The following is a 24,836-nucleotide window of genomic DNA, read 5'->3' on the forward strand; positions in this document are numbered from 1 at the left end:
TCGCTCGTGTCTCGTGTCGCTAGTGGGTGTGGCCGTGGCCGTCGTCGGGCTCGCCGCCCTCGCGGGGCCCGGCCGGCCCGTCGGCGGGGAGCGCCGCGTTGCCCGCGTGCACGGTGAACTCGGCCGTCCGGACCTTGTCGCCGTGCTTGAAGTCCAGGTAGAGCCGGTACGCGCCCGCGCTCGGCGCCTCCGCGAAGAACGTGATCTCCGGCCCCGGCCGCGTCGTCCCGTCGCCGGGCTCGCCGTCCGGGTGGACGTGCAGGTAGGCGAGGTCGCCCGACCGCAGCGCGACCAGGTGCCCGTACGCCTCCAGGTACGGCTGGAGGTCGTCGACCGGCCGTCCGTCCTTGCTGACGGTCAGCGTCAGCTCGCTGCTCTTCCCGGGGACGAGCCCGCCGGTGAGCCGCACCTCGTAGCCGTCCGCCTTCGCCGTCTGCGCGGGCTCCGGCAGCGGGACGGGCCGCAGGTCGCCGGGGGCGGTGATGTCGGTGCCCAGCGTGTACTGGCGCGCCGCCCCGGTGGGCTTGAAGTCGGTGAAGAACCGGTAGACGCCCGCGTCCGGCAGGGTCAGCGGCACCGTCCAGACGCCGTTCGCCAGCGTCGGGTGCAGGTGCTGGAACCCCGACAGGTCGCGGCGCGCGACGATCAGGTGCAGCCGCTCGCCGTGCAGCGGTTCGAACCCGGTGACGGGCCGGCCGTCCGGTCCGTTGATCGTGAAGGAGAAGTCCGTCTTCTCCCCGGCCTCGACGGTCGTCCGCCGGGGCGCCAGGGTGTAGCCGTCCTCGGACACCTGGAGCCCGCCCGGCGCCGCCGCGCCGGCCGCGTGCCCGCCGTGGCCGCCCTGCTCTCCGTGTCCGTGGCTCTCCGTCTCCGGGGCCGCGCCCACGGGACCGGTCACGTTGCCGGCCCCGAGGGCGCCGCCGAAGACGGCGGCCAGGCCCAGGGCGTACGCCCCCAGCTTGGTCGCGGTGTTCATACCGTTCAACTCCGCTCGCTGATCGCGGCCGCGGCCGCTTACGCCTTCAGTTCGTAGCCGGCCTCGTCCACGGCGGCCCGGATGAGCTCGACGTCGACGGGGGCCTCGCTCGTCACGGTCACCGTGCCGGCCTTCAGGTCGACGTCCACGTTCGTGACGCCCGCGACCTGGCCGACCTCCTCGGTGACCGCGCTGACGCAGTGCCCGCAGGTCATCCCGGCGACGGTGTAGGTGCTCGTGCTCATCTCGGGTTCCTCCCTCACTTGTACCCCCTGGGGGTATCTCGCTGTCGTCATGCTGCCATAACCGGACACCCCTGGCAACCCGTACCCCCTAGGGGTTATTTCGAGATCCCCGTCACACCCTCCGCCGTGCAAGACGACACTCTGCGCGCGCGCCGAAAAGAGGGCTCCCTGTACGAAAGTTATCCACAGCCTGTGCGTCGAAGTGACTAGTCATTCCCCCGCGATATGTCGGCGTTTGTGGACGTATCGCCGCCGAAGGGGCCCCACCCGCCCGGTTGTGCACAGAGTTATCCACAGCTTTCCACGGGGGTGTGGACAGTCGTCCCCATCACCGATACTGGTCCCATGCCCGAGTTGCCAGAGGTCGAGGCGCTGACGTCCTTCCTGCGCGAGCGCGCGGTCGGCCGCGTCGTCGCCCGCGTCGATGTTCTCGCCATCTCCGCGCTCAAGACCTACGACCCGCCGATCACCGCCCTCGGCGGCCTCACGATCACCGCCGCGGCCCGGCACGGCAAGTTCATCGACCTCGACGTCGACGGCGTCCACCTCGTGATCCACCTGGCCCGCGCCGGCTGGCTCCGCTGGCACGACGAGCTGCCCGCCAAACCGGCGCGGCCCTCCGCCAAGAACCCGCTCGCCCTCCGCCTGCACCTCGACGACGGCTCCGGCTTCGACCTCACCGAGGCCGGCACGAAGAAGGGCCTCGCCGTCTACGTCGTCCGCGACCCCGCCGACGTCCCGGGCATCGCCGCCCTCGGCCCCGACCCCCTCGACGACGCGTTCACCGTCGACGCCCTCCGCGAGATCGTCGGCGGCAAGCGCACGCAGATCAAGGGCCTCCTGCGCGACCAGAAGGTCATCGCGGGCATCGGCAACGCCTACTCCGACGAGGTCCTGCACGCCGCCCGCACGTCCCCCTTCAAGATCGCCGCCACCCTTGACGACACCGAGGTCGCCGCCCTGCACGACGCGATCGTCACGACCCTGCGCGACGCCGTCGAGCGCTCCCGCGGCCTCGAAGCCCGCAACCTCAAGGGCGAGAAGAAGACCGGCCTCCGCGTCCACGGCCGCACCGGCGAGAAATGCCCCGTCTGCGGCGACACCGTCCGCGAGGTCTCCTTCGCCGACTCGTCCCTCCAGTACTGCCCCACCTGCCAGACGGGCGGCAAACCCCTGGCCGACCGCCGCCTCTCCCGCCTCCTCAAGTAACCGGTTCTTCGCCTGACCGGTCTGTCGCCCGACCCCTTGGAGAATCGTCCGGACGAACCTTCCCCGGACGGGCGGCGTCGTACGTGGTGATCACCCTGCGCCGGGGGCGGCGCAGGGCGCCGTTGCTCCGATCCGTCTGACCGTGGGGAAGGAATGGACAGTGATCATGCCGTTACCGCAGGAGCAACCGGGCGCCGACCTCGGGGTGGACTCCCTCGAAGCGCATGATCCCGCGTCCGTCGGCGGGCACCGGCTGCTCGGCCGGCTCGGGGAGGGCGGCATGGGCGTGGTCTACCTCGGGCTGGACTCCGCCACCGGCCGCAAGGTCGCCGTCAAGGTGATCCGTCCCGACCGGTCCGAATCCGCCGAATTCCGTGCCCGGTTCGACTCCGAAGTGTCCCATGCCCGGCGGGTCGCGCCCTTCTGCACCGCGCAGGTGCTCGACCACGGCGAGGACGGCGAACTCTCCTACCTGGTCACCGAGTACATCCGCGGCCCCTCCCTCAGCGAGCACGTCACCGCGCACGGCGGCCTGCCGCTCGGGCCGCTGCGCAGCCTCGCGGCGGGGGTGGCGGCCGCCTTGACCGCGATCCACGCCGTCCGGCTGGTGCACCGTGATCTCAAGCCGAGCAACGTGCTGCTGGCCGCCGACGGGCCGCGCGTGATCGACTTCGGCATCTCGCGCGCCCTGGACACCGACGACCACCACACCCGGACGGGCGCCGTCATCGGCAGCGGCGGCTACATGGCTCCCGAGCAGGCGCTCGGGAAACGGGTCGGCACCGCGGCCGACGTGTTCGCCTGGGGGACGCTCGTCGCCTACGCGGCGACCGGGCGCAACCCGTTCGGTACGGGTTCCGCCGCGGTCCTCGCCGCCCGAGCGCAGCAGGCCGCGTACGACCTGTCGGGTCTGCCGCCCGACTTCGAGCCGGTCATCCGGTCCGCGCTCGACCCGGAGCCGAGCCGCCGCCCGACGGCCGAGGCCCTGCTGGCCCGGTTCGTGGGCGAGCACGCCCAGCGCGAGACGGTCACCGACATCATCCACGACACCTGGCGCCTCGGGACGACCGTGCACGACGCCGTCCCCGCGGACTCGTCCGTCGGGCCGACCGGCCGCGCCGGGGAAGGCCCGAGGACGCCGCGCCGGCCGTGGCCCTGGATGCTGGTGGCGGTCGGGGCGACCGTGGTGGCCGCGACCAGCACGACCGCCTACCTCCTCGGCGGTGGCGACGGGACCCGCACCGAAGCCGGCCGGCCGACCGGGAACACGGGGCAACCGGCGCCCGCCACGCCCGGCGGCAAGGCCGATACGCCCCTGCCGCAGGATCCGACGTTCTCGTCCGTCACCGGCGTGATGCTGAAGAATCCCAAGGCCGGAAGGTGCGTCGACATTCCGGGGCTCCATGGGGGCAGGCTCGGCAGCGCGGTCCGCGTATGGAACTGCAACACCTCGTCACCGGACAACCAGAGGTGGGACCTCATGGTGGGGCCGGGCAAGGGGCCGCGCGGCGCTTCCCTGTTCGTGGTCCGCAACTCCAAGTCCCGCAACTGCTTCGACGTACCCGGTCGCGAGGGCGGCGTGCCGGGCGCGGCCCTCACCGAGGGCGTCTGCCACCCGGGTCCCGGCGACAACCAGATGTGGTACCTCGAGAAGAAGGGCAACGGCCGTTTCTCCGTCCGGCACGCGACCGGTGACCGGCTGTGCCTGGGCGTCGCCGGGAAGGGGCGCCACCGCGACGGGGATCGGCTGAGGCTCTTCGAGTGCGGCTCCCAGCACGCCCAACTGTGGTCCTTCGGCTGGACCTGACCGACGGCCCCGTCCGCACCTGCTCGTCATCGACCGGGCGCGCCGCCACGCCGGGGGGCGTGGCGGCGCGCGGTCCCCTACTCGGCCTGCGGCTCCCCGGCGACCGGGGCTCGGCCGGCGATCACGGCGCCGACGGCCAGCCCGGCGACGGCGAGGACCGCGGCGACCAGGAACGGGTCGCCGGCGTGCACGGCCGGAGCGAACCCGACGCCGACGTAGACGGCCACGCCGGCGGCCCCGCCGAGCTGGTCGGCCGCCCGCTGGACACCCGAGGCGATCCCGGCGTCCTCGTCGGTCGTTCCGCTGACCGCGATGTACTGGAGCCCCACGAGCCCGAAGCCCATCCCGGCGGCGATCAGCAGCATCGCGGGCAGCAGCCACGCCGCCCCCGCGTCCGAAACCGCCACGAGCGCGATCACCGCCATCGCGCCCGCCGCGGCCCCGAGGCCCGTCAGCACGCACGCGCGCGCTCCCCAGCGGCCCAGCAGCCGCGGCACGAGAACGGAGGCCGCGATGAGCGCGACGGCCAGCGGCAGCATGGTGAGCCCGGCCCCGAGCGGACCGATCCCGAGACGGTCCTGCAGGTAGAACGTGAACAGCAGGAACGAGGTCGACAGCGCCCCGCTGAGCAGCATCGTCGTCAGGTTCGCCCGCACGCGGGCGCGGTCGGCGAAGAAGGCGAGCGGCACCAGCGGGTTCGGGGACCGCGACTCGACCCGCACGAACCCGACCGCGGCCAGCACCGCACCGGCCAGCGCCGCCAGGCTCACCCACAGGTTCGTCCCGGACTCGCCCGCCTCGACCGCCGCGAAGGTGAACAGCAGCGGGCACGCGGTCAGCAGCAGCGCACCCGGCAGGTCCAGCCGGGCCCGTCCGCGCGGAGCGGGACGGTCGGCCCGGACGAGCACGAGCGCGGCCACGAGCACGACCAGGATGAACGGCACCGAGATCAGGAAGATCCAGCGCCAGCCCAGGTGGGCGGTGATGATCCCGGAGAGGGCGAACCCGAGCACCAGCCCGCAGCTGGCGACCGCGGCCCACACGCTCAGGGCCCGCGACCGGCGCGGCCCCTCGGGGAACATCAGCACGATGGTCGCCATCGCCGCCGGCAGCGCGACGGCCTCGCCCGCCCCCTGGACGAGGCGCGCGGCCACCAGCACCGGGAACGTGGGCGCCAGCCCCGCCAGCAGCGAGGCCGCCCCGAACAGCGTCGTGCCGGCCACCAGGGTGCGGCGGCGGCCCAGCAGGTCGCCGAGGCGGCCGCCGAGCATCAGCAGCCCGCCGCCGGTGATGGTGTAGCCGACCACCACCCAGGTCAGCGAGTGCCCGTCGACGCCGAGGTCCGCGCCGATCGACGGCAGCGCGATGTTGACCACGGTCACGTCGACCGCGATGAAGAACTGCAGCATGGACATCGTGCCCAGCACGAGCCACGCGCGCGTGGGAGACGGGCTTTGCCCGCGGGAAGAGGTGACGCCTGAAAGCATCGGGTGCTCCGTCGCTCTGGAGAGTTTCCGAGCAGCACGAAGGGCCGCTCCGGACTGATCACGAAGCGACTGGACGTTCCAGGAAGGGGGTGCTGTGAGCCGAACGTCCCGCCGCTAGCGGGACGTCCTGGTCACTGCCGCGCAAGCGGCCGCGCACGAAGCGGCTGACATGCCCGCCAGCCTACCAGCGGGCGCGGGCGTCACTCGGGGGGCGTCCAGCCCGCCGCGTCCCAGACGCCGAGGGCGAGGCGGTCGTAGTGGGAGTAGGAGGGGACGTCGTCCTGGGCGAACAGGGTGAACACGGTCGCCCCGCGCTCCCAGACGTCCCAGCGCACCCCCTGCCCGAGGTCCCCGTGCACGCTCGCGGGCGGCCCGATCAGCCCCTCGACCAGCCCCCGCACCCGCAGGAACTCCGCCCCGAACTCCGCGGCCCCCGCCTCCGGCAGCCGCTCCCAGTCGTCCCCGTAGTCCTCGTCGAGATCGTCCTCGTCGTCCTCGTCGAGGTCGTGCTCTTCCCCGTCCACCGGCACCGGCGGCCACAGCAGGGCGAACGGCAGCACGACGAACGAGTCGGGTTCCGGCGGCACCGCGCCGAGCTCCAGCTCCCAGCCGTCCCCGATCTCCAGCGCGTCCCCGTGCGTCCAGGCGACCTTCTCGTCCGCAGCCAGCCACCCGGCCCCGACGAGCCCGAGCCGAACACCCTCGCCCGTCCACAGCCCATCGGCCAGCCCCACCAGCGTCCGCACATGCGGCAGCCCGACCCGGCGCAGTTTCAAACTCACGCGCGAACCCTAACGCCCCCCACACCCGCGAAGAGCCCCAGCCCGCTCAGCCGTCCCGGCCCCCGATAGCGCGCGCGAGGGCGCGCCAGTCGTCTGCCGTGAGAGCCAACACGGGTCCCTCTGGGGCCTTGGAGTCCCGCACGAAGCACCGCCCGTCAAGAGCGGCCACCTCGACGCAGTCGCCGCCCCCCGTGCCGCCGCTGCCCGAACGGCTGCTCTTGCGCCACTGGACGTGGGCGAGCCGTTCACGGTCGATCATCCCGAGGGCCCCCTTCGATGGTCACTCGTAGGCTTCCGCCGCCGAGAGGATGCGGTTCACGGAGTCGTCCGGACTCAAGGCCAATTCGGTGAGAATTCCGAACCGAAGCGTACAGAAGCGGACGGCCTCGGTGGTTTCCAAGTATATGGAGCCGCCGATGCCTTCGGTGTAGCCGATGTCCGGGATCGGCTCGGGCAAGGTGAGGATCGAGAAGGGGCCGCCCAAAGCCGGGCTCGCACCGAGCTTCTTGGGAAGAACCTGCACGGTCGCGTTGCCCGAGTCCTGTATCTCAGCAAGCCGCCGAAGCTGCGTGCGCATCGTCTTCGGTGTTCCGACCTGGCGTTCGAGGATCGATTCTTCAAGGATGATGTGCAGTTCAGGAGGCGACTCGCGGCTGAGAATCTGTTGCCGGGCGAGGCGGGCGGTCACTCGGCGATCGACCTCGGTGGTCGCCAGCCCGGGTTCGATGCCGTTGATGAGAGCCCGCGCGTAGTCGCCGGTCTGCACCAGCCCGGGGACGATCAAGGTTTCGAATTGGCGCCTGGCGACCATGGCGACTTCGAGGTTGAACAGCGGATGGAAGTCCTCGGGCAGATCGCGGCGGTATGTCAGCCACCACCCGCGCTCTCCCACCGTGCCCGCGAGTTCCAGAAGCTCGGTTCGTGTCTTCGCGTCGGCGCCGTAGAGATCGAGCAGTTGCTCCACCTCCTTGAGCTTGACCCCCTGATGGCGGTTCTCGATCCGGGACAACTTGGGCTTCGACCAGCGTCCGGGCCCCTCGTTCAGCCGCTGTACAGCTTGCTCGATGGTCAAGCCCGCAGCTTCACGCAGCTGCTTCAAGCTCGCTGTCAGCTGCCAACGGCGCACGGTCGCGCTGACGGCGTCACCGTTGTCGCTGGTCATGGCCACCCCCTGTGGTCGCGTGGTGGGATCAACTTCCGGCATTCCGTTGACGAAAGTGGAATTCCATCTTAGATTCTGCACCGTACGCAGCGCACCCGTATCGACACAGTGCGTGAGGAGTCGCCGATGGGCATACGTGGTCGAGCAGCGGCCCGCCGGCGAGGACCTGGCGCCGGGGTCACACGTCGGTGCGCGGACGAGTTCGGGATGGCCTCGTTGTGCGGGAGTGCCGTTCTTGAGAAGCCGCCGCGCGGCCGGGACTGGATTGGAGCCCCGCCCGGCCGCGCGGCCTCCATCCCTCGAAAGGGAGGTAGGCATGAGGATAGCTTTGCGCGGGCTGACACGGCCGATATCAGGCGGCCGTGAGTCGCTTCGCGTGAGAGGCGGTCGCCGCGGCGGTGCGGCTTCCGTCGACGGTTCGCCGCGGTCGGATCGGTGGGGTGCGGACGGGCGCGGGCGGGCGTGGCGGGTGGATGTGCCCGGTGTGGCCGAGTCCGTCCCGCATCTGCGGCGGTGGGTGCGGCTGCCGCTGGCGGGGGACGCCGAGATGGCGGACGCGTTCGAGCTGATCATCAGCGAGTACGGCACCAACGCGCTGCGGCACAGCGCCAGCGGGGCGCCCGGCGGCCGGATCAAGGCCGAGCTTTCCTTCACCGTCCGGCACGTGTGCCTCGCGGTCCTGGACGGCGGTGGACCCGTCGTCGGGAAGGGTGTTCCGGCGGACGGCGGCGAACCGGCCGAGCACGGTCGCGGGCTCGTGCTCGCCGGTGCGTACGCCGACGAGGTCGGCCGGTTCGACACCCTCGACGGCCGCACCTCCTGGGCGCTGATCAGACGCTGAGATCCGGGTGCGCCCGGACGGGCGCCCCGCGCGGCCGGTGGCCCCGCCACCGGCCGTCCCGCCCGCTGCCCACGCGCGCGTCGGCGCGCCTTTCGGAGGTGACGCATGCCTTCAGCCCACGCCGTCCAGCAGTACCGAGCCGCTCACGGCGTCCCCGTCCCGCCTCGGATGCCGGACGACTTGGTGTTCGACATCGACCTCGATCGGGCCGTGGACGAGCTTCGGCGCGTCTTTCCCGGTGTGTGCCTCTGGTGGGGCGAGTACACCGGCTCGATCTGGGCCTTACTTCCCGACAGGTTGGTCGAGGCGAAGAATGCCCGTGACCTCGCGGTCGGTATCAGGTCGCTGCTCGAGCACGATGCCCGGAGTGTGGAGTGCCCGGGTGAGCGGCCTCGATCCGCGGCTGTGTCCGCTGTTCCGCCGCGTGTCCTGCCTCGCCGCCGGCGGACGCCCCGCGCGGCGCCGCGGCGCGGGCGTGGCCTGGCCGGACGTGCCCTGGCCTGGGCCTTCGCGTTGTTCGGGTGAGGCGATGGCGGCCGGTCAGGGGGTGGGGTGGTGGGTGCGGATGGTGTGGGCCACCAGGTCGGCGGTGACGTGGAGGGGGGTCGTGTCGTGGGTGGTGCGGCTCAGGAGTAGGGCGCCCTCGAACGCTGCGAGGACGTAGAGGGCCAGGTCGGCTGCGGGTTCGATGCCCTCGGCGGTGAAGCGGCGGGCGGTGGCGGCGCGCCAGCCGGCGAAGACCTCGGCGCACGCGTGGCGCAGGGGTTCGCTGGTGGTGGCGGCTTCGAGGGCGACGGTGGCGATCGGGCACCCGTCGCCCCAGTCCGACCGCTCCAGGGCGTCGGCGCTGAGGCGGAAGACGTCCTGGACGGACTCGTCGGCGCGGCGCTCGGTGCGTTCGTGGACGAGGTCGAACAGGCGCAGGTAGCGGGCGCCGGAGTGCTCGACCGTCTCGACGCCGAGCTGCTCCTTGCCGCGGGGGAAGAAGTGGTACAGCGAGCCCCACGGGGCCTCGGCGGCCGCGGTGATCTGCTTGAGGCCGGTCGCCGCGTAGCCCTGCTCGCGGAACAGCTGCGCCGCGGCCTCCAGCAGGCGTGCCCGGGTGTCGGATGCCATGCGGGGAGCCTACCGCTTGCGCTGAATAGATTGATCTATCTAGAGTGCCCGCATGATCCGAAGCGAGGACCGCGGGCCCGTCCGGCTGATCACGCTCGACCGTCCCGAGCGCCGCAACGCCGTGGACGGGCCGATGGCCGAGGCGCTCGGGGAGGCGGTCGGCGCCGCCGAACGCGACGACGGCGTCCGGGCCGTGGTGCTGACGGGGGCGGGCGGCGCCTTCTGCGCGGGGAACGACCTCAAGGCCATGGCCGCGGGCGAGTTCCCCGTGCCGGTCGCGGACGGTCCGCCGCCCATGCGGGTCACGCGGGCGGCGCCGGCGAAGCCGGTCGTCGCCGCGATCGAGGGCTACTGCTTCGGCGGCGGTTTCGAGCTGGCGCTGTGGGCCGATCTGCGGGTCGCGTCCACGACCGCCGAGTTCGGCGCGCTGAACCTGGCGCAGGGCTTGCCGTGCCTGGACGGCGCCACCGTGCGGCTTCCCCGGATCGTCGGGCAGGGGCGGGCGCTGGACGTCCTGCTGACGGCGCGGCGGGTCGCGGCGGAGGAGGCGCTCGCGTGGGGCCTGGTCACGCGCCTGGTGGAGCCGGGGGAGGCGTTGCGGGAGGGCCTGGCCTTGGCCGGGGCGGTGGCCGCGCTGCCGCCGGGGGCGCTGGGCGCGGCCCGGCGGTCGGTGCTGGAGCAGTGGGCGCTCCCGGAGGGCGAGGCCGCGCGCGGCGAGGCGGACCTGGCCCTCCGGTGAGCGGCCGCTACTTGCGGCGGGCCACGTCGTAGGCGGCGCAGCCGATCAGTTCCAGGGACACCTGGAGGCGCTGGAGGCTGATGTTGTCGGCGATCGTGTCCTCGGGCGTGTGGTAGGTCGGCTCGAGCTGGCTGGGCGCCTCGCCGCCGCGCCAGCTGAAGTTGCCGGCCGGGATCCCGCGCTCGAAGAAGGCTTCGTGGTCGCTGGAGCCGCGGGCGGTGGGCCCCTCGGCCTGGTCGGCGTAGCCGAGCCGGCGCGCGGCGGCGTTCACCGCGGCGGTGGTGGTGTTGTCCGCGCCGTCCACCGACAGCAGCCAGTACGTGTCCGCGGGCGGGTGGCTCGTGGCGACCATGTCGTTCTGGAAGCAGCCGGTGATCTGCGCGACGCCCGCCTCGTCGAGTTCCTTCACGTAGTGCCGGGCGCCGACCAGGCCGGACTCCTCCGCACCCCACAGGCAGATGCGGACGGCCTGCTGGGTGGGCAGGCGCCGCAGGACGCGCGCCAGTTCGAGGCACAGGACGGTCCCGCTGCCGTCGTCGTTCGCGCCGGGCGAGCCGGGGACGCTGTCGTAGTGCGCGCTGACGATGACGGCCTTGCCGCCGGGGTTCGGCAGGGTCGCCTTCCGCTCGGCCAGGACGTTGTACGAGGTCAGGCCGGAGTGGTGGGTGACCTTGAAGGAGAGCTTGCGGGCGCCCGCGCGGATCCGCTCGCCGTGGTACTCGGCGAGGCCCAGCACGGGGATCGCGACGGTCTCGGACAGGTTCGGGGTGAAGGAGCCCGGCTTGCGCTCGGGGTAGGTCTCCGAGCGGGCGTTGACGATGAGGGCCGCCGCGGCTCCCGCGGCGGCTGCGGCCTTGGCCTGCTCGGTCTCCTTGCCGACGACGCGGTCGAACAGGACGAGCCTGCCGCGCACGTCGCCCGTGACCTCGGTGACCTTGCCGACGTCCGCGACCTTGCCGGACGCAGAGGCGACGGCGGCCTGCGGGGAGGCGCTGCTCTGCCAGAGCCGCTCGCCGCGGGCGCGGATCTCCGCGAGGTACTTGTCGGCGACCGGGAACGGCTGCAGCTCGACCCGGTAGCCGAGGTCGCGCAGCTCGCGGGCGATGTAGCGGGCGGCGCGGTGCTCGGACTCGGTGCCGGCGATGCGCCAGCCGATCTGGTCGCTGAGCACCCGCAGGTGCCGCAGCGCGCGGCGGGCGTCGACGCGGGCGACCACGGCCCGGTCGCCGACGGAGAGGGAGGGGGGAAGGGCGGCGCCGGGGCGCTGCCGGGTCGCGGCGGTGGCGGTTCCGGGGAGCAGGCCGACGGTCGCGAACCCGGCGAAGGCCGCGGCACCGGCCAGCAGGTCGCGTCGTTTGACCTCGGACATGGGGCCTCCTCTGGCGAGGACGGCCGTTCCCGCCCGGCTCGGGTCGCGGGCCGGTGGCGGGTGACGGCAAGGACTGGAAGCGGGGCCCCGATGTGGGGAATCTAGGAAATTTCCCCCACGGCGACAAGATCAACCCGTCGCTCCGCAACCCAATCGTTGCCGGACGCCCGGCCCGCGGGACCGGGCGTCCGGCCTCGGAAGGAGAGGTCAGCCCGGTTTCGGCACGTCGCCGAAGAGCGGGGCCACCTCCGTCCAGCGGTGGAGCTGGCAGCCGTCCTCGCGGGAGAACGCCGTGTCGACCTTGCTTCCCCGCCAGGTGCCCTGGACGGTGGCGGTGGCGGGGCCGCCGTAGATCTTCGTGCAGATCTCGGTGGTGACGGGCTTGAACGGGTCCGCGGTCTCGGCGAGGGCGGCGCACGCCTCCGCGGCCTTCGGGTGGGTGCCGCCGGGCGGGTCGCAGGTGAGGTTCCAGGTCGTGGCGGGGGCGTCCGGAGAGGGCTTGACCTTGATCGTGAGGGTCTCCTCGGGGGAGCTGGACGGCTGCACCGCGGTGGAGCCGTCGGCGGATTCGCTCGAGGTGCTTTCGTCGCCGCAACCGGCCAATGAAAGGATCAGAGCCAGGCCGGACGCGGCGAGGAGTGGCGTCCGATACCGCATGCGTGATTCGACGCGGCGGGGTTTCGCGCGGTTCCATGGAGGAGTGATGATTTTCGGGGACGACGTGCCGGCGGTGCCGGCCGCCGAGGTGCCGGCGGACGCCTACCTGCTCGACGTGCGGGAACAGGACGAGTGGGACGCGGGGCACGCGCCCGACGCCGTCCACATCCCGATGGGCCGGCTCAGCGACCGGGCGGCGGAGATCCCGCGCGACCGCGAGGTGTTCGTGATCTGCCGGTCCGGGGGGCGGTCGGCGCAGGTGACCGTGGCGCTCAACCAGGCGGGGTGGCTGGCGAAGAACGTCGCCGGCGGGATGCAGGCGTGGGCGGCGGCGGGCCGCACGATGGAGGGGGACGGGGACCCGTACGTGGCTTGACCTTTTTGGGCGGTTGTTGCACACTTCCGTCTGATTTCCGCGGGAGCTCGGGCCGAGGCCGGGCTGAGAGGGCGAATCCAGAGGCGTCGCCGACCGCATGAACCTGTCCGGGTAATGCCGGCGTAGGGAGAGTGCTGCATGGCGTCCGCCGTCGACGAGGTCCCGTACACCCTGGACGAGCCGGCGCCGAAGGTCCTCGGCTTCTGGGACCAGAGCGCGTTCTGGGCGAACCTCGGGGTCAGCCTGCTGGCGTTCTCGGGCGCGTACACCGTGCTCGCGCCGGACGAGGACGGCGTGCCGACGCTGTCGATCGCCGCCGGGATCGTCGCGATGATCGTCGGGACGGCCGTCGGCGGGCTGATGCTCGGGCTCGCCGCCGTGCCGGGCGCCCGGACCGGACGTCCCGCGATGGTGCTGCTGCGCGGCCTGTTCGGCGCGCGGCTGTCGTACGTCCCGACCGTCCTGAACATCGCGCAGCTCGTCGGGTGGGGGACGTTCGAGCTGATCGTGATCGCGGACGCGGCGCGGCACCTGTGGGACGGCGTCCCCCGGTGGGGCTACGTGATCGCGGCGGGGGTGCTGACGACCGCCCTGACGATCTGGCCGCTCGGCTCGGTGCGGCTGCTGCGCCGGTACGTGACGGCGGCGGTGATGGTCGCGCTCGTCTACTTCTATGTGCGGTTGGTGCGGGAGCCGCTGCCGGATCTGACGGACGGGGGCTGGGACGGCTTCCTGATCGGCGCCGACGCGGCGCTGGCGGTGTCGATCTCGTGGGTGCCGGTCGCCGCCGACTACACCCGGCACGCGCGCAGCGAGCGCGGCGCGTTCGGCGCGGCGGCCGTCGGCTACTCGGTCACGCAGATCGTCGCGTACGTCCTCGGCCTGCTGGCCCTCGCGCTGGCGGGCGCGACCGGCAACGTGTTCGACCCGTTCCTCGCGGTGCCGCTGGGCGTGCTGTTCTTCGGCGTGTTCGTGCTGCGCGAGGCGGACCAGTCGTTCGCGAACGTGTACTCCACGGCGGTGTCGATCCAGAACCTCGCGCCCCGCGCCGACCGCCGCGTCCTGACGGTCGCGCTCGGCGCGCTGATCACCGTGCTGGCGCTCGCGCTGGACATCGGCGACTACGCGGGCTTCCTGTCGCTGATCGGGTCGGTGTTCGTCCCGATGCTGGGCGTGCTGGCCGCCGACTTCTTCCTCGGCCGGGGCCGGGACGGCTGGGACGGCTCGGCCGCGGCGCCGTCGCGGTGGGGCATGGTCGCCGCGTGGGTGGTCGGGTTCGTCGCGTACCAGCTCATCAACCCGGGCACGGTGAGCGGCTGGGCCGGGTTCTGGACGGACGTCCGAAACCTGCTGAACTTCGCGCCGCAAAGCTGGATGAGCGCGTCGCTGCTGTCGTTCCTGCTCGCCGGGGCGGCCGCGCTGGCCGTCGGCCGGCTGGCGAAACCGCGCGGCGCAGCGCGCTGACGTGGCGTTCTTCCGTTGCCGCGGCGGGAAGAGTGAGAACTTTTCCGTTGCGGTTCTCCGGCGCGGCAACGGGTCCGGTGGCACGATGACAGTCGTGCATCACCACGTCCACGACCCGATCGCGCGGGCGGTCATCGAGAGCGCCGCGGACGCGATCGTGGCCGTGGACGGCAAGCACCGCGTCACCGTGTGGAACCCGGCGGCCGAGCGGATGTTCGGCTGGACGGCCGAAGAGATGATCGGGCGCGTGCCGCCGATCGTCCCGGACGAGCTGAAGGCCGAGCACAACGCCGTCCAGGAGCGGCTGCTCACCCGCCGGGCCGGGGACGGCGGGCGGATCTCGATCGCGACCCGCCGGTTCCACCGCGACGGCCGCCTCATCGACGTCCGCATCGACACGAGCCTGCTGAAGGACCCGTCCGGCGCGCAGCTCGGCTGGGTCGGCGTGTACCGGCCGGTGGAGGACGACGAGATCGTCCAGCACCACATGACCGAGCGGGCGCGGCTGGTGCGGCGGCTGAACGACATCGTCGCCGACCTGAACGCGGAGCTGGACCTCGCGGTCGTCCTCGACCGGATCACCGCGGCGCTGATCGAGCTGACCGGCGCGGACGCGGGCGGGTTCGTCCGGATCGAGGGCGAGCGGCTGCGGCTGGTCAGCATGTCGGGGCTGCCGGAGCGGATGCGCGGGACGTCCGCGGAGCTGCGGCCGAGCCTGGTCGGGGAGCTGCTGCGCTCCGGCAAGACGATCAAGCTCGCGACGGGGGACCGGCGGCTCGGCGACCTGATCTGGGCGGAGCTGGAGGGGCTGCACACGATCGCGCTCGGGCTGTCGTTCGTGAAGGACAGGCCGTTCGGCGCCCTGTACGCGCTGTTCTCCGGCCGCAAGGTGGGGCATACCGAGCTGGAGCTGCTCGAACTGCTCGCGGGGCACGCGGGCGTCGCCGTCGGGAACGCGGTCGCGTACGCGGAGGTGGTCCGGCAGCGGGCGCACGAGCGCGCGGTGATCGACGCGAGCGCCGACGGCATCGCCGTCCTGGACCACGACCTGGTCGTCCGGCAGTGGAACCCGGCCGCGCACGCGATCACCGGGATCCCGCCGGACGACGCGATCGGGCGCCCGCTGCCGTTCGAGATGCCCGCGCTCGGCGAGGACCTGACGTACCAGCTCGAGTCGGGCACGTGGCTGAACGTGCTGACGGCGGAGATCGAGGAGACGGGCGAGCTGGTCCTCGACTTCCGCGACGTGTCGGAGGCGAAGGCGCTGGAGGAGGCGAAGGACCTGTTCCTCGCCACCACCAGCCACGAGCTCCGCACCCCGATCACCGTCGTGCAGGGGTTCGCGTCCACGCTGGTCAACCGGTGGGACGAGCTCGCCGACGCCGACCGCCGCGCGGCCGTCGCGACGATCGCCGAGCGTGCGCAGTCGCTGGGCCGGCTCGTCGAGCACCTGCTGCTGGGGTCCCGTGCCGGACGGGACGAGCTGACCGTCACCGTCGAGCCGTTCGACCTGCGCCGCGTCGTGGAGGGCGTCGCCGCCGGGTTCCGGTCCCTGTCGGACGCGCACCGGGTCGAGCTGGAGATCGATCCGCGCCTGCCGCGCGCGCAGGGCGACCCGATGGCCACCGACATCGTGCTCGGCCAGTTGATGGAGAACGCGTTCAAGTACTCCCCGGACGGCGGCACCGTCCGCGTCTGCGCGCGCGCCGCCGGGCCCTGCGTCGAGGTGACGGTCGAGGACGAGGGCGTCGGGATCCCGCCCGAGGACCACGAGCGGGTCTTCGAACGGTTCGTGCAGGGCGACGCCGGTGACCGCCGCCGTTTCGGCGGCATCGGGCTGGGCCTCTACATCGTGAAACGCCTCACCGAGGCGCAGCACGGCACCGTGTCCGCCCACCCGGCCGCGGACGGGACCGGAACCCGCATGCGATTGGTCCTGCAGAAGGCCCGCTGACCAGCCGCGATAGATGGGCCGGTTACTAACCGTGAGGACAGTGGGGTGGGGCCGGACGGGTGAGGTCGGCGTGTTCCGCGGCGCCGCCGATCCCGTCGCCTGGCAGGGTTCTGGTCCGTGGGACCCCCGGTTCCGGCCGTCCGCCGGACCCAAGGGCGACGCAGATAACACGGTTCCGAGGAGTAAGGCGGCGGCGGGTGGATAGATCCATTGTGGGCCGCAGTTGGTGACGAGATGACATCGGAGACGCCGTCGAAACACCGCAACCGGGGGTGATCACCGTGACCGGAGGGCCGGTGACTCGTTGTGCAGGTGGCAAACTGGAGCGTCCGGGTTTCCGGACGATGTCAACAGGGCATTCCGGTCGTACCGGAAAAGCGGCGACGGGACAGTCCGAGCAAGCGAATCGACGGGGAGGTGAGGGCGTCGAGCGTTGTACTGCTGCCACACGCGCCGTCCAGCGTCGCGGTCGCCCGTAGGCGCCTCAGCTCCGAACTCGCGGAGTCGGGCGTCTACGAAGCCGTCGTGGACGATGCCAGCGTCATCGTGAGCGAACTCATCAGCAACGCGCTGCGGCACGCGCGCCCGCTCCCGTCCGGACAGGTCAGGGTCTGCTGGGTGTGCCACGGCGACGTCCTCGAACTGGAGGTCAGCGACGGCGGCGCGATGACCGAGCCGCGCCGCGGCCCGGGGACGCTCTCCTCGCTCGGCGGCCGGGGGCTCGGCATCGTCGAGGCCCTCTCCGAAGGCTGGGGCGTCCGCCACGAGGACGGTTCGACCACCGTGTGGGCCGTGCTGCGGGCTCCCCGCTCGGACGAGGCGGCGGGCGTCGCCTCGACCACCGGCGAGCACGTCGTCATGCCCGACCTGTCCGCCTTCCCCGACCTCTTCGACGAGCCGTCGACGAGCGACTTCTGCGGCGACACCCGCAACGGCCTTCCCGCGCCCACGACCAGGGCGTTCCCCGCGTAACGGGACCCTTCCCGGCCGAGGTAGTTGAAAAGTACACCCCCGCCGGACGCCTCCTTCTCCGCACCTTGTAGTGTCCTCGTCAAGCTCGGGCGCTGTCGTGCCCCCGTCGACACCGCCCGAGCGTCCAAACGTCCCCGGAACCCCCGGCACGCACGTGCCGGGGGTTCCGCGCGTTCGGGGGCCGCGCGCCCGCCCCCGTCCCCCGAAACGTAGACGAGACGGTCCGTCTTGACTTCCCTTCGCACGTCGCGCATACTCGACTCAGGATGAGACGCAACGTCTCGTCTCGATCGACCGAACGGAGGTGGGGCCTTCTGCGTACCGCGAGTCAACTTGCGCTCGTCGAGGCCACCAAGCGCTACGGCGACCGCGTCGTCCTCGACCGGGTGTCGCTCACGGTGAAGCCCGGCGAGCGGATCGGCGTGATCGGCGACAACGGGTCCGGGAAGTCGACGCTGCTCGGCCTGATGGCGGGGGCCGTACGGCCGGAGAACGGGGACGTCACGGTGGTCGCGCCCGGCGGACTCGGGCACCTGCCGCAGGCGCTCGACCTGCCGCACCGCGCGACGGTGGGCGAGGCCGTCGACCTGGCGCTGGCCGACCTCCGCGCGCTGGAGGCCCGGATGCGGGCGGCCGAACGCGACCTCGACGGGGACGGCGACGGCCTGCACGCGTACGCGGCGCTCGTCGCCGAGTTCGAGGCCCGCGGCGGCTACGAGGCCGACGCGCGGGTGGACGCCGCGCTGCACGCGCTCGGGCTGCCCGGCGTCGACCGGGGCCGCGCCCTCGGGACGCTCTCGGGCGGCGAACGGTCCCGGCTCGCCCTCGCGGCCGTCCTGGCGTCCGATCCCGAACTGCTGCTGCTGGACGAGCCGACCAACGACCTCGACGACCGGGCCGTCGCCTGGCTCGAGCGGCGGCTCCGCGCGCATCGCGGGACGGTCGTGGCGATCACGCACGACCGGACGTTCCTCGAACGGGTGACGACGACCGTCCTGGAGGTCGACGCCGGGCGGGTGCGGCGCTACGGCGACGGCTACGCGGGGTACCTCGCGGCGAAGGCCGCCGAGCGTGCCGCGCAGGCGCGCGCGCACGAGGAGTGGAAGGCGGAGCGGGGCCGCCACGCGGACCTGGTCACGGCCAACGCGGGACGGCTGGCGGCCATCCCCCGCAAGATGACGCAGGCGGGCATGGGCACCGGCGCCTGGCGCGCGCGCTCGCGGACCCACGGCGCCGCGGGACGGATCCGGCAGGCGCGGCAGCGGCTGCGGTGGCTCGACGACCATCCGGCGCCGCCGCCCCCCGAGCCGCTGCGCTTCACCGCCGCGCTCGCCACCGCGGGCGCCGAGGCACCCGAGGCGGCCGCCCTCGACGGCGTGGTCGTCGGCGGGCGCCTCCGCGTGGACGCCCTGACGGTGCGGGCGGGCGAGCGGGTGCTCGTCACCGGCCCGAACGGCGCGGGGAAGACGACGCTGATGCGGGTGCTCGCCGGGGAGCTGCGGCCGGACGCCGGCGCGGTGCGGCGCACGGGCCGGGTCGGGTTCCTGCGGCAGGACGGCCGGGCGGGCCCGGCGGACCGCACGGTGCTGGGGGCCTACGCGCACGGCCGTCCCGGCACCCCGGACGAGCACGCGGACGCGCTGCTGGCCCTCGGGCTGTTCCGGCCGTCGGAGCTGGGGCTGCGCGTGGGCGCGCTGTCGCACGGGCAGCGCCGCAGGATCGAGCTGGCGCGGCTGGTGAGCGAGCCGGTCGACCTGCTGCTGCTGGACGAGCCGACGAACCACCTGTCGCCGATGCTCGTGGAGCAGCTGGAGGAGGCGCTGGCCGCCTACCGGGGCGCGCTGGTGGTCGTGACGCACGACCGGCGGCTGCGGGCGCGGTTCACCGGCTCCCGCGTGGAGCTGGAGCGCGGCGCGGTCCTCGCACCCGCGTGACGGCTACGGGGCGTCCCGCAGGATCGGGCACGACATGCAGCGGGGCCCGCCCCGGCCGGAGCCGAGCTCGCTGCCGCCGATCCGGATCACCTCGATGCCCGCCGCCTCCAGCTGCGCGTTCGTCTCGATGTTCCGCTCGTAGGCGACGCACAGCCGGGGCGCGACGGCGAGCGTGTTGTTGCCGTCGTCCCACTGCTCCCGCTCGGCGGTGACGGGGTCGAGGCCGGTGTCGATGACCTTGAGCCGGTCGAGGCCCATGGCGCTCGCGGCGGCCTCCAGGAACGGGCGCGGCTCCTCCACCCGCAGGTCGCCGTCGTCCAGCGTGACCGTGTACGCGACGAGCGAGTGCGCGACCGGCGGGTACATGACGACCGTGTCGAGGTCGACCATCGTGCAGATCGTGTCCAGGTGCATGGTCGCGCGCTCCTGCGCGATGGGGACGGCGAGGACGGTGCGGGCGAGGCCCGCGCCGATCACCTGCCGCGCGAGCCGCTCGACGCCCGCGGGGGTCGTCCGCTCGCCCGTCCCGACCGCGACGACGCCGGGGCCCAGCAGCAGGACGTCGCCGCCCTCCAGGTGCTCCAGGGACGGCCCGTACACCGGTTCGACGCCCGCGAAGCGCGGGTGGTGCGCGTACAGCAGCCCCACGAGGTCGGCCTCGCGGCGCCGCGCGTCCGTCGCGAGGCTCGTCACCGCGACCCGGTCGCCGATCCAGACGCTCTGGTCGCGGGTGAACAGCAGGTTCGGCACGGGGTCGACGATGAAGTCCTGCTCGTCGAGGAGCCGGTAGACCAGCCCGTGGCCCGCCTTCAGCTCCTCGTGGGCCAGGCCGGCGACGAGCGTGTGCGCGAGGTCCTCGGGGTCGAGGTCGCGCAGGTACCCCTCGACGACGCGGCGGAGCTGGTCGCCGAGCCGCAGGTCGACGATCGCGTCCGCGATGGCCTGCTCCCGCGCGTTCTCGTACTCCAGCGCGTCCTGGAGGAGCTCCGTCACGTACAGGACCTCGACGTCCCGCGACCGCAGCGCCTCGGCGAACGCGTCGTGCTCCTCCTGCGCCCGTCCGGCCCAGGGGATCCCGTCGAACAGCAGCTTGTCGTTGTTGCGCGGGGTGAGCCGCTTCAGTTCCGCGCCGGGCCGGTGCAGCAGGACGGTCCGCAGCCGCCCGACCTCACTGGTGACCCGGTGCTCGTGCGCTGTCGTCTCCGTCACACTCGCAGTCTAGGTCGCGGTTTCCCGAGGTCCCGCGACCGGGGCGGGCCGCCGGACGGTCCGGGCGGAAATTCGATCGACGCGGCGGGGGACGCGCCGTAGTGTCCGGGGCATGTTCTTCGCAGCCGGCGCCCGGACGCTCGCAGACACCGTTCTGCCGAGCGCGGTGCCGGCCGCCTTCTTCGCGGCGGCGGCAGACGCGGCGGCCTTCGACGGCCTGCGACGCTGACCCCTCTCCGTCCCGCCTCCGGAGAACCAGCGGAGGGGGGTGGACGGGAGGACGCGCGGACGCCCGGCGCCCGCGCGGGTTCTCACCTTCCAGCCAGGAGTGAGGACGGAAATCATGGCCAAGCAGGTCTTCGAACGCGACAAGCCGCACCTGAACATCGGCACGATGGGGCACGTCGACCACGGCAAGACGACCCTGACCGCCGCGATCACGAAGGTGCTCGCCGACCGCGGGCTGGCGTCGGCCGTCCCGTTCGCGGGGATCGACCGCGCCCCCGAGGAGCGCGACCGCGGCATCACGATCAACATCGCGCACGTGCACTACTCGACCGCGACCAGGCACTACGCCCACGTCGACATGCCCGGCCACGCCGACTACGTGAAGAACATGATCACCGGTGCGGCGCAGATCGACGGGGCCGTCCTCGTCGTGTCGGCGCAGGACGGCGCGATGCCGCAGACGCGGGAGCACGTCGTGCTGGCGCGGCAGGTCGGGGTCCGGCACATCGTGGTGGCGCTGAACAAGGCCGACGCGGTGGAGGACGCCGAGCTGCTCGACCTGGTCGAGCTGGAGGTCCGGGAGCTGCTGTCGGAGTACGGGTTCCCGGGCGAGGACGTCCCGGTCGTCCGGGTGTCCGGGCTGCGGGCGCTGGAGGGCGACCCGTACTGGACGGCCCGGATCGGCGACCTGCTCGACGCGGTGGACGCGTACGTCCCGGTGCCGGAGCGGGTGCTCGACAAGCCGTTCCTGATGCCGGTCGAGAACGTGCTGAGCATCACCGGGCGCGGCACGGTCGTGACCGGCGTGGTGGCGCAGGGCGCGGTGCGGCTGCGCGACGAGGTCGAGATCGTCGGGCTGGACGAGCGGACGCTGACGTCCGTCGTCACCGGCCTGGAGACGTTCGGGCAGGCGATGGAGCACGCCGAGGCGGGGGACAACGCGGCGGTCCTGCTGCGCGGCGTCCAGCGGACGGACGTGCGCCGCGGGCAGGTCGTGAGCGCTCCGGGCTCGATCCGGCCGCACCTGCGGTTCCGGGCGCGGGTGCGGGTGCTGACCGCGGCGGAGGGCGGCCGGAGCAGGCCGTTCTTCCACGGGTACCGGCCGCAGTTCCACTTCCGGACCACGGACGTGGTCGGGTCGGTGGACCTCGGTGCGGGCGGCATGGCGGTGCCGGGCGACGACGTCGAGATGGCGGTGGACCTCGGCAGGCCGGTCGCGATGGCCGCCGGGCTCGGTTTCGCGATCCGCGAGGGCGGCCGGACGGTCGGTGCCGGGACCGTCGTGGAGCTGCTCGACTAGCGGGACGGGCGGACGCCGCGGACGGTCGGGCCGGGTGCGCGCCGGTGGGCGCGCGCCCGGCCTTCCGCGGTCGGTGAACGCCGTGCGACGCGGGTTTCGGACACCTGTCAAGCGGTTGAATTGTCATATTTTGCAGGGCCGAGTCACCGGGAACCGGTGGCGGTGGCGATCTTGATGTGGTGAGATTCCGACGTCGCCCCCCGCAGTTCCCCCGCAGTTCCCCCACATGGAGCACGTGTGCGTACCCCCCGCGCCCTGATTCCCCTGCTCTCCGTGACGGCCGCCGCCGTGGTCGTCACGATCGCCGGCGCCGGCGCCGCGATCAAGGGCGTGCCCGGCGGCGGCCCCGCCCACGCCGACAGCGCGGTGCGCGAGCTCCCGTCGGCGACGGTGAACGCGGTGACCTGGAACGTGTGCGGCGAGGCCCGCCCCGGCTGCCCGCTCGGCGGCGACCCCGACGAGCTGGCCGAGCGGATCGCCGAGCGCGCCGGGAAGACGGTGGTCGGCGGGCGCGACGTCGAACCGAACGCCGTCCTGCTGCAGGAGGTCTGCGAGGGGCAGGTGGAGACGCTCCGCGAGGAGGACGGGCTCGACGGCTGGAGCTGGACGTTCGCCGAGTACCCGGACGGCGGGGAGTGCGCGGACGAGCAGGGCCGGCTCGGCCTCGCGATCGGCACCGAGGCGGCGCTCGCCGCGGAGAAGACCGAGAAGCTGCCCGCCCCCGACGGCGCCGGGCGGATCGCGCTGTGCGGCGAGGTCGACGCGTGGCGCGCCCGCGTGTGCGTCACGCAGTTCACCCCCGCCGCGGACGACCCCGCCGGGGAGTGGCGGACGAAGCAGGCCGAAGCGCTCGCCGGGATCGCCGGGTCGGGCCGCGTGGTCGTCGGCGGCGACCTGGCGGACGGCCCGAAGAGCGCGGCCCTCGACCCCCTCTACGACGCCTACAACGAGTGCGACCAGGGCCCCGGCACGACCCGGACGGGCGACGAGACCCTCCAGGACTGGCGCGGCACCGCCGTCGAGAAGAACGACTTCATCTTCATGTCGAAGTCGGCGAGCGTGTCCTGCGGCGTCCCGGCGGAGCCGGTGGAGGAGTCGCACCACCGCCCGCTGTCGGCGGCCGTCCGCTTCCGCTGACCGACGGCCGCACGGCCGAGCCGCCGGAGACGTACACGCCGCCGCAGCTCGCCCGGCTCGTCCCGCTCGTGTACGACTCGTTCCTCGGCACGCTGCCCTACGAGCACCCCGAGAAGCGCGCGTTCCTCCGGCCGAACCAGTACCAGGACGAGGAGGGGCCGGGGCCCGCCCGCTGGCGGTGCCCCGGCCACCTCGCCGACGTCGCGCGGCGCGCGCTCGCGGAGGCCGGCGCGGGCTAGTGGACCGCCCGGTCCCGGCCCTCCCAGTAGGGGGCGCGCAGCTCCCGCTTGAGGATCTTGCCGGTCGGGTTGCGCGGGATCTCGTCGCGGCGCTCCACCGAGGACGGGCACTTGAAGTGCGCGAGGCGCTCCCGGCAGAAGTCGATGAGGTCCTGCTCGGAGACGTCGGCGGACAGGACGACGATGGCCTTCGGCGTCTCGCCCCACTTCTCGTGCGGGACGCCGATCACCGCGCAGTCGGTGACGTCCGGGTGGCTCATCAGGGCGTTCTCGACCTCGGCCGGGTAGATGTTCTCCCCGCCCGAGATGATCATGTCCTTGACCCGGTCGTGCATGTAGAGGTAGCCGTCCTCGTCGAGGTAGCCGACGTCGCCGGTGCGGAACCAGCCCTCGCCCGGCAGCGCCGTGGACGTCGCGTCCGGCAGCTCCCAGTAGCCCTTCATGTTCTGCGGGGTGCGGCAGAGGATCTCGCCGACCTGCCCGGCCGGCTGCTCCTCGCCCGACGCCGGATCGACGATCCGCAGCTCGGTGACCGTGTTGGGCAGGCCCGCGCTGCGCAGCCGGTGCGTGTTCGGGCCGTCCGGGTCGTGGTCCTCGGGCGGCAGCATGGTGATCGCGCCGGTCGTCTCGGTCAGCCCGTAGACCTGCATGAACCCGCTGTTCGGCAGCATCCGCATGGCGCCCCGCAGGACCTCCTCGCTGATCGGCGACGCGCCGTAGATCAGCAGCCGGAGGCTGGACAGGTCGGCCTCGGCCACCTCGGGGATCAGCTGCATGAACTGCAGCAGCACCGGGACGAGGAAGATGTGCGTGACCCGGTGCTCCTCGATCGCGCGGGCGATCAGCGTCGGGTCGGGCTCCCGCGCGATCACGCCCGTGATGCCCTCGTGCACGGCGCAGACCGTCAGGACGTTGCCCGCGACGTGGTACATCGGCATCGCGACCATGAGGACGCTCGACTCGTCGACGTACCAGGCGTCCTTCACCATCGGCAGGCCCGCGAGGAAGTTGTCGTGCGTGAGCATCACGCCCTTGGGCCGGCCCGTGGTGCCCGACGAGTAGAGCTGCACGAACACGTCGGACGTCGCGATCTCGGCGTCCGCGACCGCGTCGGGCGCGGCGTTCACCCAGGCGGCGTAGTCGACGTGGGCGTGCCCGTTCGCGCCGTCGATGACGATCGCGTGCGTGGTGTGCTCGAGCCGGTCGCGCACCGCGTCGAGCACCGGGACGAACTCGGGCCCGACGATGAACACCTTGGCGCGGGCGTTGTTGACGATGTAGGCGACCTCGTCGGGCGCCAGCCGGTAGTTCACCGGGACCTGCACGGCGCCGATCCGCGCGGCCCCGAACAGCTGCTCGGCGTACTCGAGCGAGTTCTTGTCGAGGATGGCGACCCGGTCGCCGGCGCCGACGCCGGCCTCCGCGAGCGCCGCGGCCACCCGGTCGACGCGTCGGTCGAAGTCCGCGTACGTGATCCGCGCGTCGCCCGCGATGTACGCGATGCGGTCGGGGTGCGAGCGCGCGCGCTCACGCAGAATCTCGGTCAGACCAGGCACGATGCGTCCTTTCGCCGATAACCGCACACTTACCGCGCAATCATGCGGCCATCGGCGAGCGGGCGGCAAGGGACAGG

23 protein-coding genes and 1 riboswitch are annotated in these 24,836 nt (G+C 73.0%); of the genes, 12 read left to right on the forward strand and 11 right to left on the reverse strand.

What is annotated here, in order from left to right; translation table 11 throughout:
• Positions 1 to 19: 19 nt before the first annotated feature.
• Both DMH08_RS05915 and DMH08_RS05920 read right to left on the reverse strand, forming a co-directional pair.
• Complete coding sequence (locus tag DMH08_RS05915) at positions 20 to 976, reverse strand: hypothetical protein (protein ID WP_125612215.1); 957 nt, start codon at positions 974 to 976, stop codon at positions 20 to 22.
• Positions 977 to 1,014: 38 nt separating this feature from the next.
• Complete coding sequence (locus DMH08_RS05920) at positions 1,015 to 1,221, reverse strand: heavy-metal-associated domain-containing protein (RefSeq protein WP_026404872.1); 207 nt, start codon at positions 1,219 to 1,221, stop codon at positions 1,015 to 1,017.
• Positions 1,222 to 1,566: 345 nt separating this feature from the next.
• Here DMH08_RS05920 and DMH08_RS05925 point away from each other — a divergent pair, with 345 nt between their 5' ends.
• Together DMH08_RS05925 and DMH08_RS05930 are read left to right on the forward strand one after the other, a co-directional pair.
• On the forward strand, positions 1,567 to 2,430 hold the full coding sequence (locus tag DMH08_RS05925) for an Fpg/Nei family DNA glycosylase (protein WP_125612217.1): 864 nt from the start codon (positions 1,567 to 1,569) through the stop codon (positions 2,428 to 2,430).
• Positions 2,431 to 2,596: 166 nt separating this feature from the next.
• On the forward strand, positions 2,597 to 4,237 hold the full coding sequence (locus tag DMH08_RS05930) for a serine/threonine protein kinase (protein ID WP_125612219.1): 1,641 nt from the start codon (positions 2,597 to 2,599) through the stop codon (positions 4,235 to 4,237).
• Between the two features lie 77 nt (positions 4,238 to 4,314).
• On the opposite strand, the gene DMH08_RS05935 is transcribed toward DMH08_RS05930, so the two are convergent.
• The 4 genes from DMH08_RS05935 to DMH08_RS05950 all read right to left on the reverse strand — a co-directional run bounded on the left by DMH08_RS05935 (position 4,315) and on the right by DMH08_RS05950 (position 7,668).
• A complete protein-coding gene (locus tag DMH08_RS05935; protein WP_125612221.1) occupies positions 4,315 to 5,652 on the reverse strand; it encodes an MFS transporter in 1,338 nt (445 codons plus the stop codon).
• 272 nt (positions 5,653 to 5,924) lie between these two features.
• A complete protein-coding gene (locus DMH08_RS05940; RefSeq protein WP_125612223.1) occupies positions 5,925 to 6,506 on the reverse strand; it encodes a hypothetical protein in 582 nt (193 codons plus the stop codon).
• Positions 6,507 to 6,552: 46 nt separating this feature from the next.
• Entirely contained in the window at positions 6,553 to 6,765 is a 213-nt protein-coding gene (locus DMH08_RS05945; RefSeq protein WP_125612225.1) for a DUF397 domain-containing protein, read from the reverse strand.
• 21 nt (positions 6,766 to 6,786) lie between these two features.
• The gene (locus DMH08_RS05950; protein ID WP_125612227.1) at positions 6,787 to 7,668 is read right to left on the reverse strand and encodes a helix-turn-helix domain-containing protein; all 882 of its coding nucleotides are present in this window, start codon (positions 7,666 to 7,668) and stop codon (positions 6,787 to 6,789) included.
• A gap of 484 nt (positions 7,669 to 8,152) precedes the next feature.
• Here DMH08_RS05950 and DMH08_RS39990 point away from each other — a divergent pair, with 484 nt between their 5' ends.
• Positions 8,153 to 8,509: an ATP-binding protein gene (locus tag DMH08_RS39990; protein ID WP_158642257.1), complete on the forward strand. Its 357-nt coding sequence runs from the start codon at positions 8,153 to 8,155 to the stop codon at positions 8,507 to 8,509.
• 540 nt (positions 8,510 to 9,049) lie between these two features.
• Here DMH08_RS39990 and DMH08_RS05960 read toward each other — a convergent pair.
• Positions 9,050 to 9,625 carry a TetR/AcrR family transcriptional regulator gene (locus DMH08_RS05960; RefSeq protein WP_125612231.1) on the reverse strand — a complete coding sequence of 192 codons (576 nt, stop codon included), beginning with the start codon at positions 9,623 to 9,625 and terminating at the stop codon, positions 9,050 to 9,052.
• A 52-nt stretch (positions 9,626 to 9,677) separates the two neighbouring features.
• On the opposite strand from DMH08_RS05960, the gene DMH08_RS05965 reads away from it, so the two are divergent.
• The gene (locus DMH08_RS05965; RefSeq protein ID WP_125612233.1) at positions 9,678 to 10,364 is read left to right on the forward strand and encodes an enoyl-CoA hydratase-related protein; all 687 of its coding nucleotides are present in this window, start codon (positions 9,678 to 9,680) and stop codon (positions 10,362 to 10,364) included.
• Positions 10,365 to 10,371: 7 nt separating this feature from the next.
• Here DMH08_RS05965 and DMH08_RS05970 read toward each other — a convergent pair whose 3' ends face one another.
• Positions 10,372 to 11,733, reverse strand: a complete 1,362-nt coding sequence (locus DMH08_RS05970) for a M20/M25/M40 family metallo-hydrolase (RefSeq protein WP_026404860.1) — start codon at positions 11,731 to 11,733, stop codon at positions 10,372 to 10,374.
• Between the two features lie 207 nt (positions 11,734 to 11,940).
• Positions 11,941 to 12,390 carry an SSI family serine proteinase inhibitor gene (locus tag DMH08_RS05975; protein WP_026404859.1) on the reverse strand — a complete coding sequence of 150 codons (450 nt, stop codon included), beginning with the start codon at positions 12,388 to 12,390 and terminating at the stop codon, positions 11,941 to 11,943.
• Positions 12,391 to 12,439: 49 nt separating this feature from the next.
• Between DMH08_RS05975 and DMH08_RS05980 the strand changes: the two genes are divergently transcribed.
• The 5 genes from DMH08_RS05980 to DMH08_RS06000 all read left to right on the forward strand — a co-directional run bounded on the left by DMH08_RS05980 (position 12,440) and on the right by DMH08_RS06000 (position 19,090).
• Positions 12,440 to 12,766 carry a rhodanese-like domain-containing protein gene (locus DMH08_RS05980; protein WP_026404858.1) on the forward strand — a complete coding sequence of 109 codons (327 nt, stop codon included), beginning with the start codon at positions 12,440 to 12,442 and terminating at the stop codon, positions 12,764 to 12,766.
• A 29-nt stretch (positions 12,767 to 12,795) separates the two neighbouring features.
• Positions 12,796 to 12,912: riboswitch (TPP riboswitch) on the forward strand.
• Positions 12,905 to 14,230, forward strand: coding sequence for a purine-cytosine permease family protein (locus DMH08_RS05985; protein ID WP_125612237.1), 1,326 nt, complete (start codon positions 12,905 to 12,907; stop codon positions 14,228 to 14,230). Its footprint overlaps the riboswitch before it by 8 nt.
• A gap of 85 nt (positions 14,231 to 14,315) precedes the next feature.
• Positions 14,316 to 16,184 (forward strand): PAS domain-containing protein, encoded by a 1,869-nt coding sequence (locus DMH08_RS05990; RefSeq protein ID WP_051301308.1) that lies wholly within the window; start codon positions 14,316 to 14,318, stop codon positions 16,182 to 16,184.
• A gap of 417 nt (positions 16,185 to 16,601) precedes the next feature.
• Entirely contained in the window at positions 16,602 to 17,156 is a 555-nt protein-coding gene (locus tag DMH08_RS05995; protein WP_199747639.1) for an ATP-binding protein, read from the forward strand.
• A 266-nt stretch (positions 17,157 to 17,422) separates the two neighbouring features.
• Positions 17,423 to 19,090, forward strand: coding sequence for a TlrC/CarA/OleB/SrmB family ABC-F type ribosomal protection protein (locus DMH08_RS06000; RefSeq protein WP_125612239.1), 1,668 nt, complete (start codon positions 17,423 to 17,425; stop codon positions 19,088 to 19,090).
• Between the two features lie 3 nt (positions 19,091 to 19,093).
• Here the strand turns inward: DMH08_RS06000 and DMH08_RS06005 are convergent, their stop codons facing one another.
• The gene (locus DMH08_RS06005; protein WP_026404854.1) at positions 19,094 to 20,299 is read right to left on the reverse strand and encodes an arginine deiminase; all 1,206 of its coding nucleotides are present in this window, start codon (positions 20,297 to 20,299) and stop codon (positions 19,094 to 19,096) included.
• Between the two features lie 343 nt (positions 20,300 to 20,642).
• On the opposite strand from DMH08_RS06005, the gene tuf reads away from it, so the two are divergent.
• From tuf to DMH08_RS39995, 3 genes are all read left to right on the forward strand, one after another.
• On the forward strand, positions 20,643 to 21,827 hold the full coding sequence (gene tuf, locus DMH08_RS06010; RefSeq protein WP_026404853.1) for an elongation factor Tu: 1,185 nt from the start codon (positions 20,643 to 20,645) through the stop codon (positions 21,825 to 21,827).
• A 273-nt stretch (positions 21,828 to 22,100) separates the two neighbouring features.
• Complete coding sequence (locus tag DMH08_RS06015; protein WP_125612241.1) at positions 22,101 to 22,964, forward strand: endonuclease/exonuclease/phosphatase family protein; 864 nt, start codon at positions 22,101 to 22,103, stop codon at positions 22,962 to 22,964.
• Between the two features lie 68 nt (positions 22,965 to 23,032).
• On the forward strand, positions 23,033 to 23,203 hold the full coding sequence (locus DMH08_RS39995) for a hypothetical protein (RefSeq protein ID WP_158642258.1): 171 nt from the start codon (positions 23,033 to 23,035) through the stop codon (positions 23,201 to 23,203).
• Here the strand turns inward: DMH08_RS39995 and DMH08_RS06020 are convergent.
• A complete protein-coding gene (locus DMH08_RS06020) occupies positions 23,200 to 24,759 on the reverse strand; it encodes a long-chain-fatty-acid--CoA ligase (RefSeq protein WP_125612242.1) in 1,560 nt (519 codons plus the stop codon). The genes DMH08_RS39995 and DMH08_RS06020 overlap by 4 nt on opposite strands.
• Positions 24,760 to 24,836 lie beyond the last annotated feature (77 nt).

Source organism: Actinomadura sp. WAC 06369, from assembly GCF_003947565.1.
Lineage (GTDB): Bacteria > Actinomycetota > Actinomycetes > Streptosporangiales > Streptosporangiaceae > Spirillospora > Spirillospora rifamycini.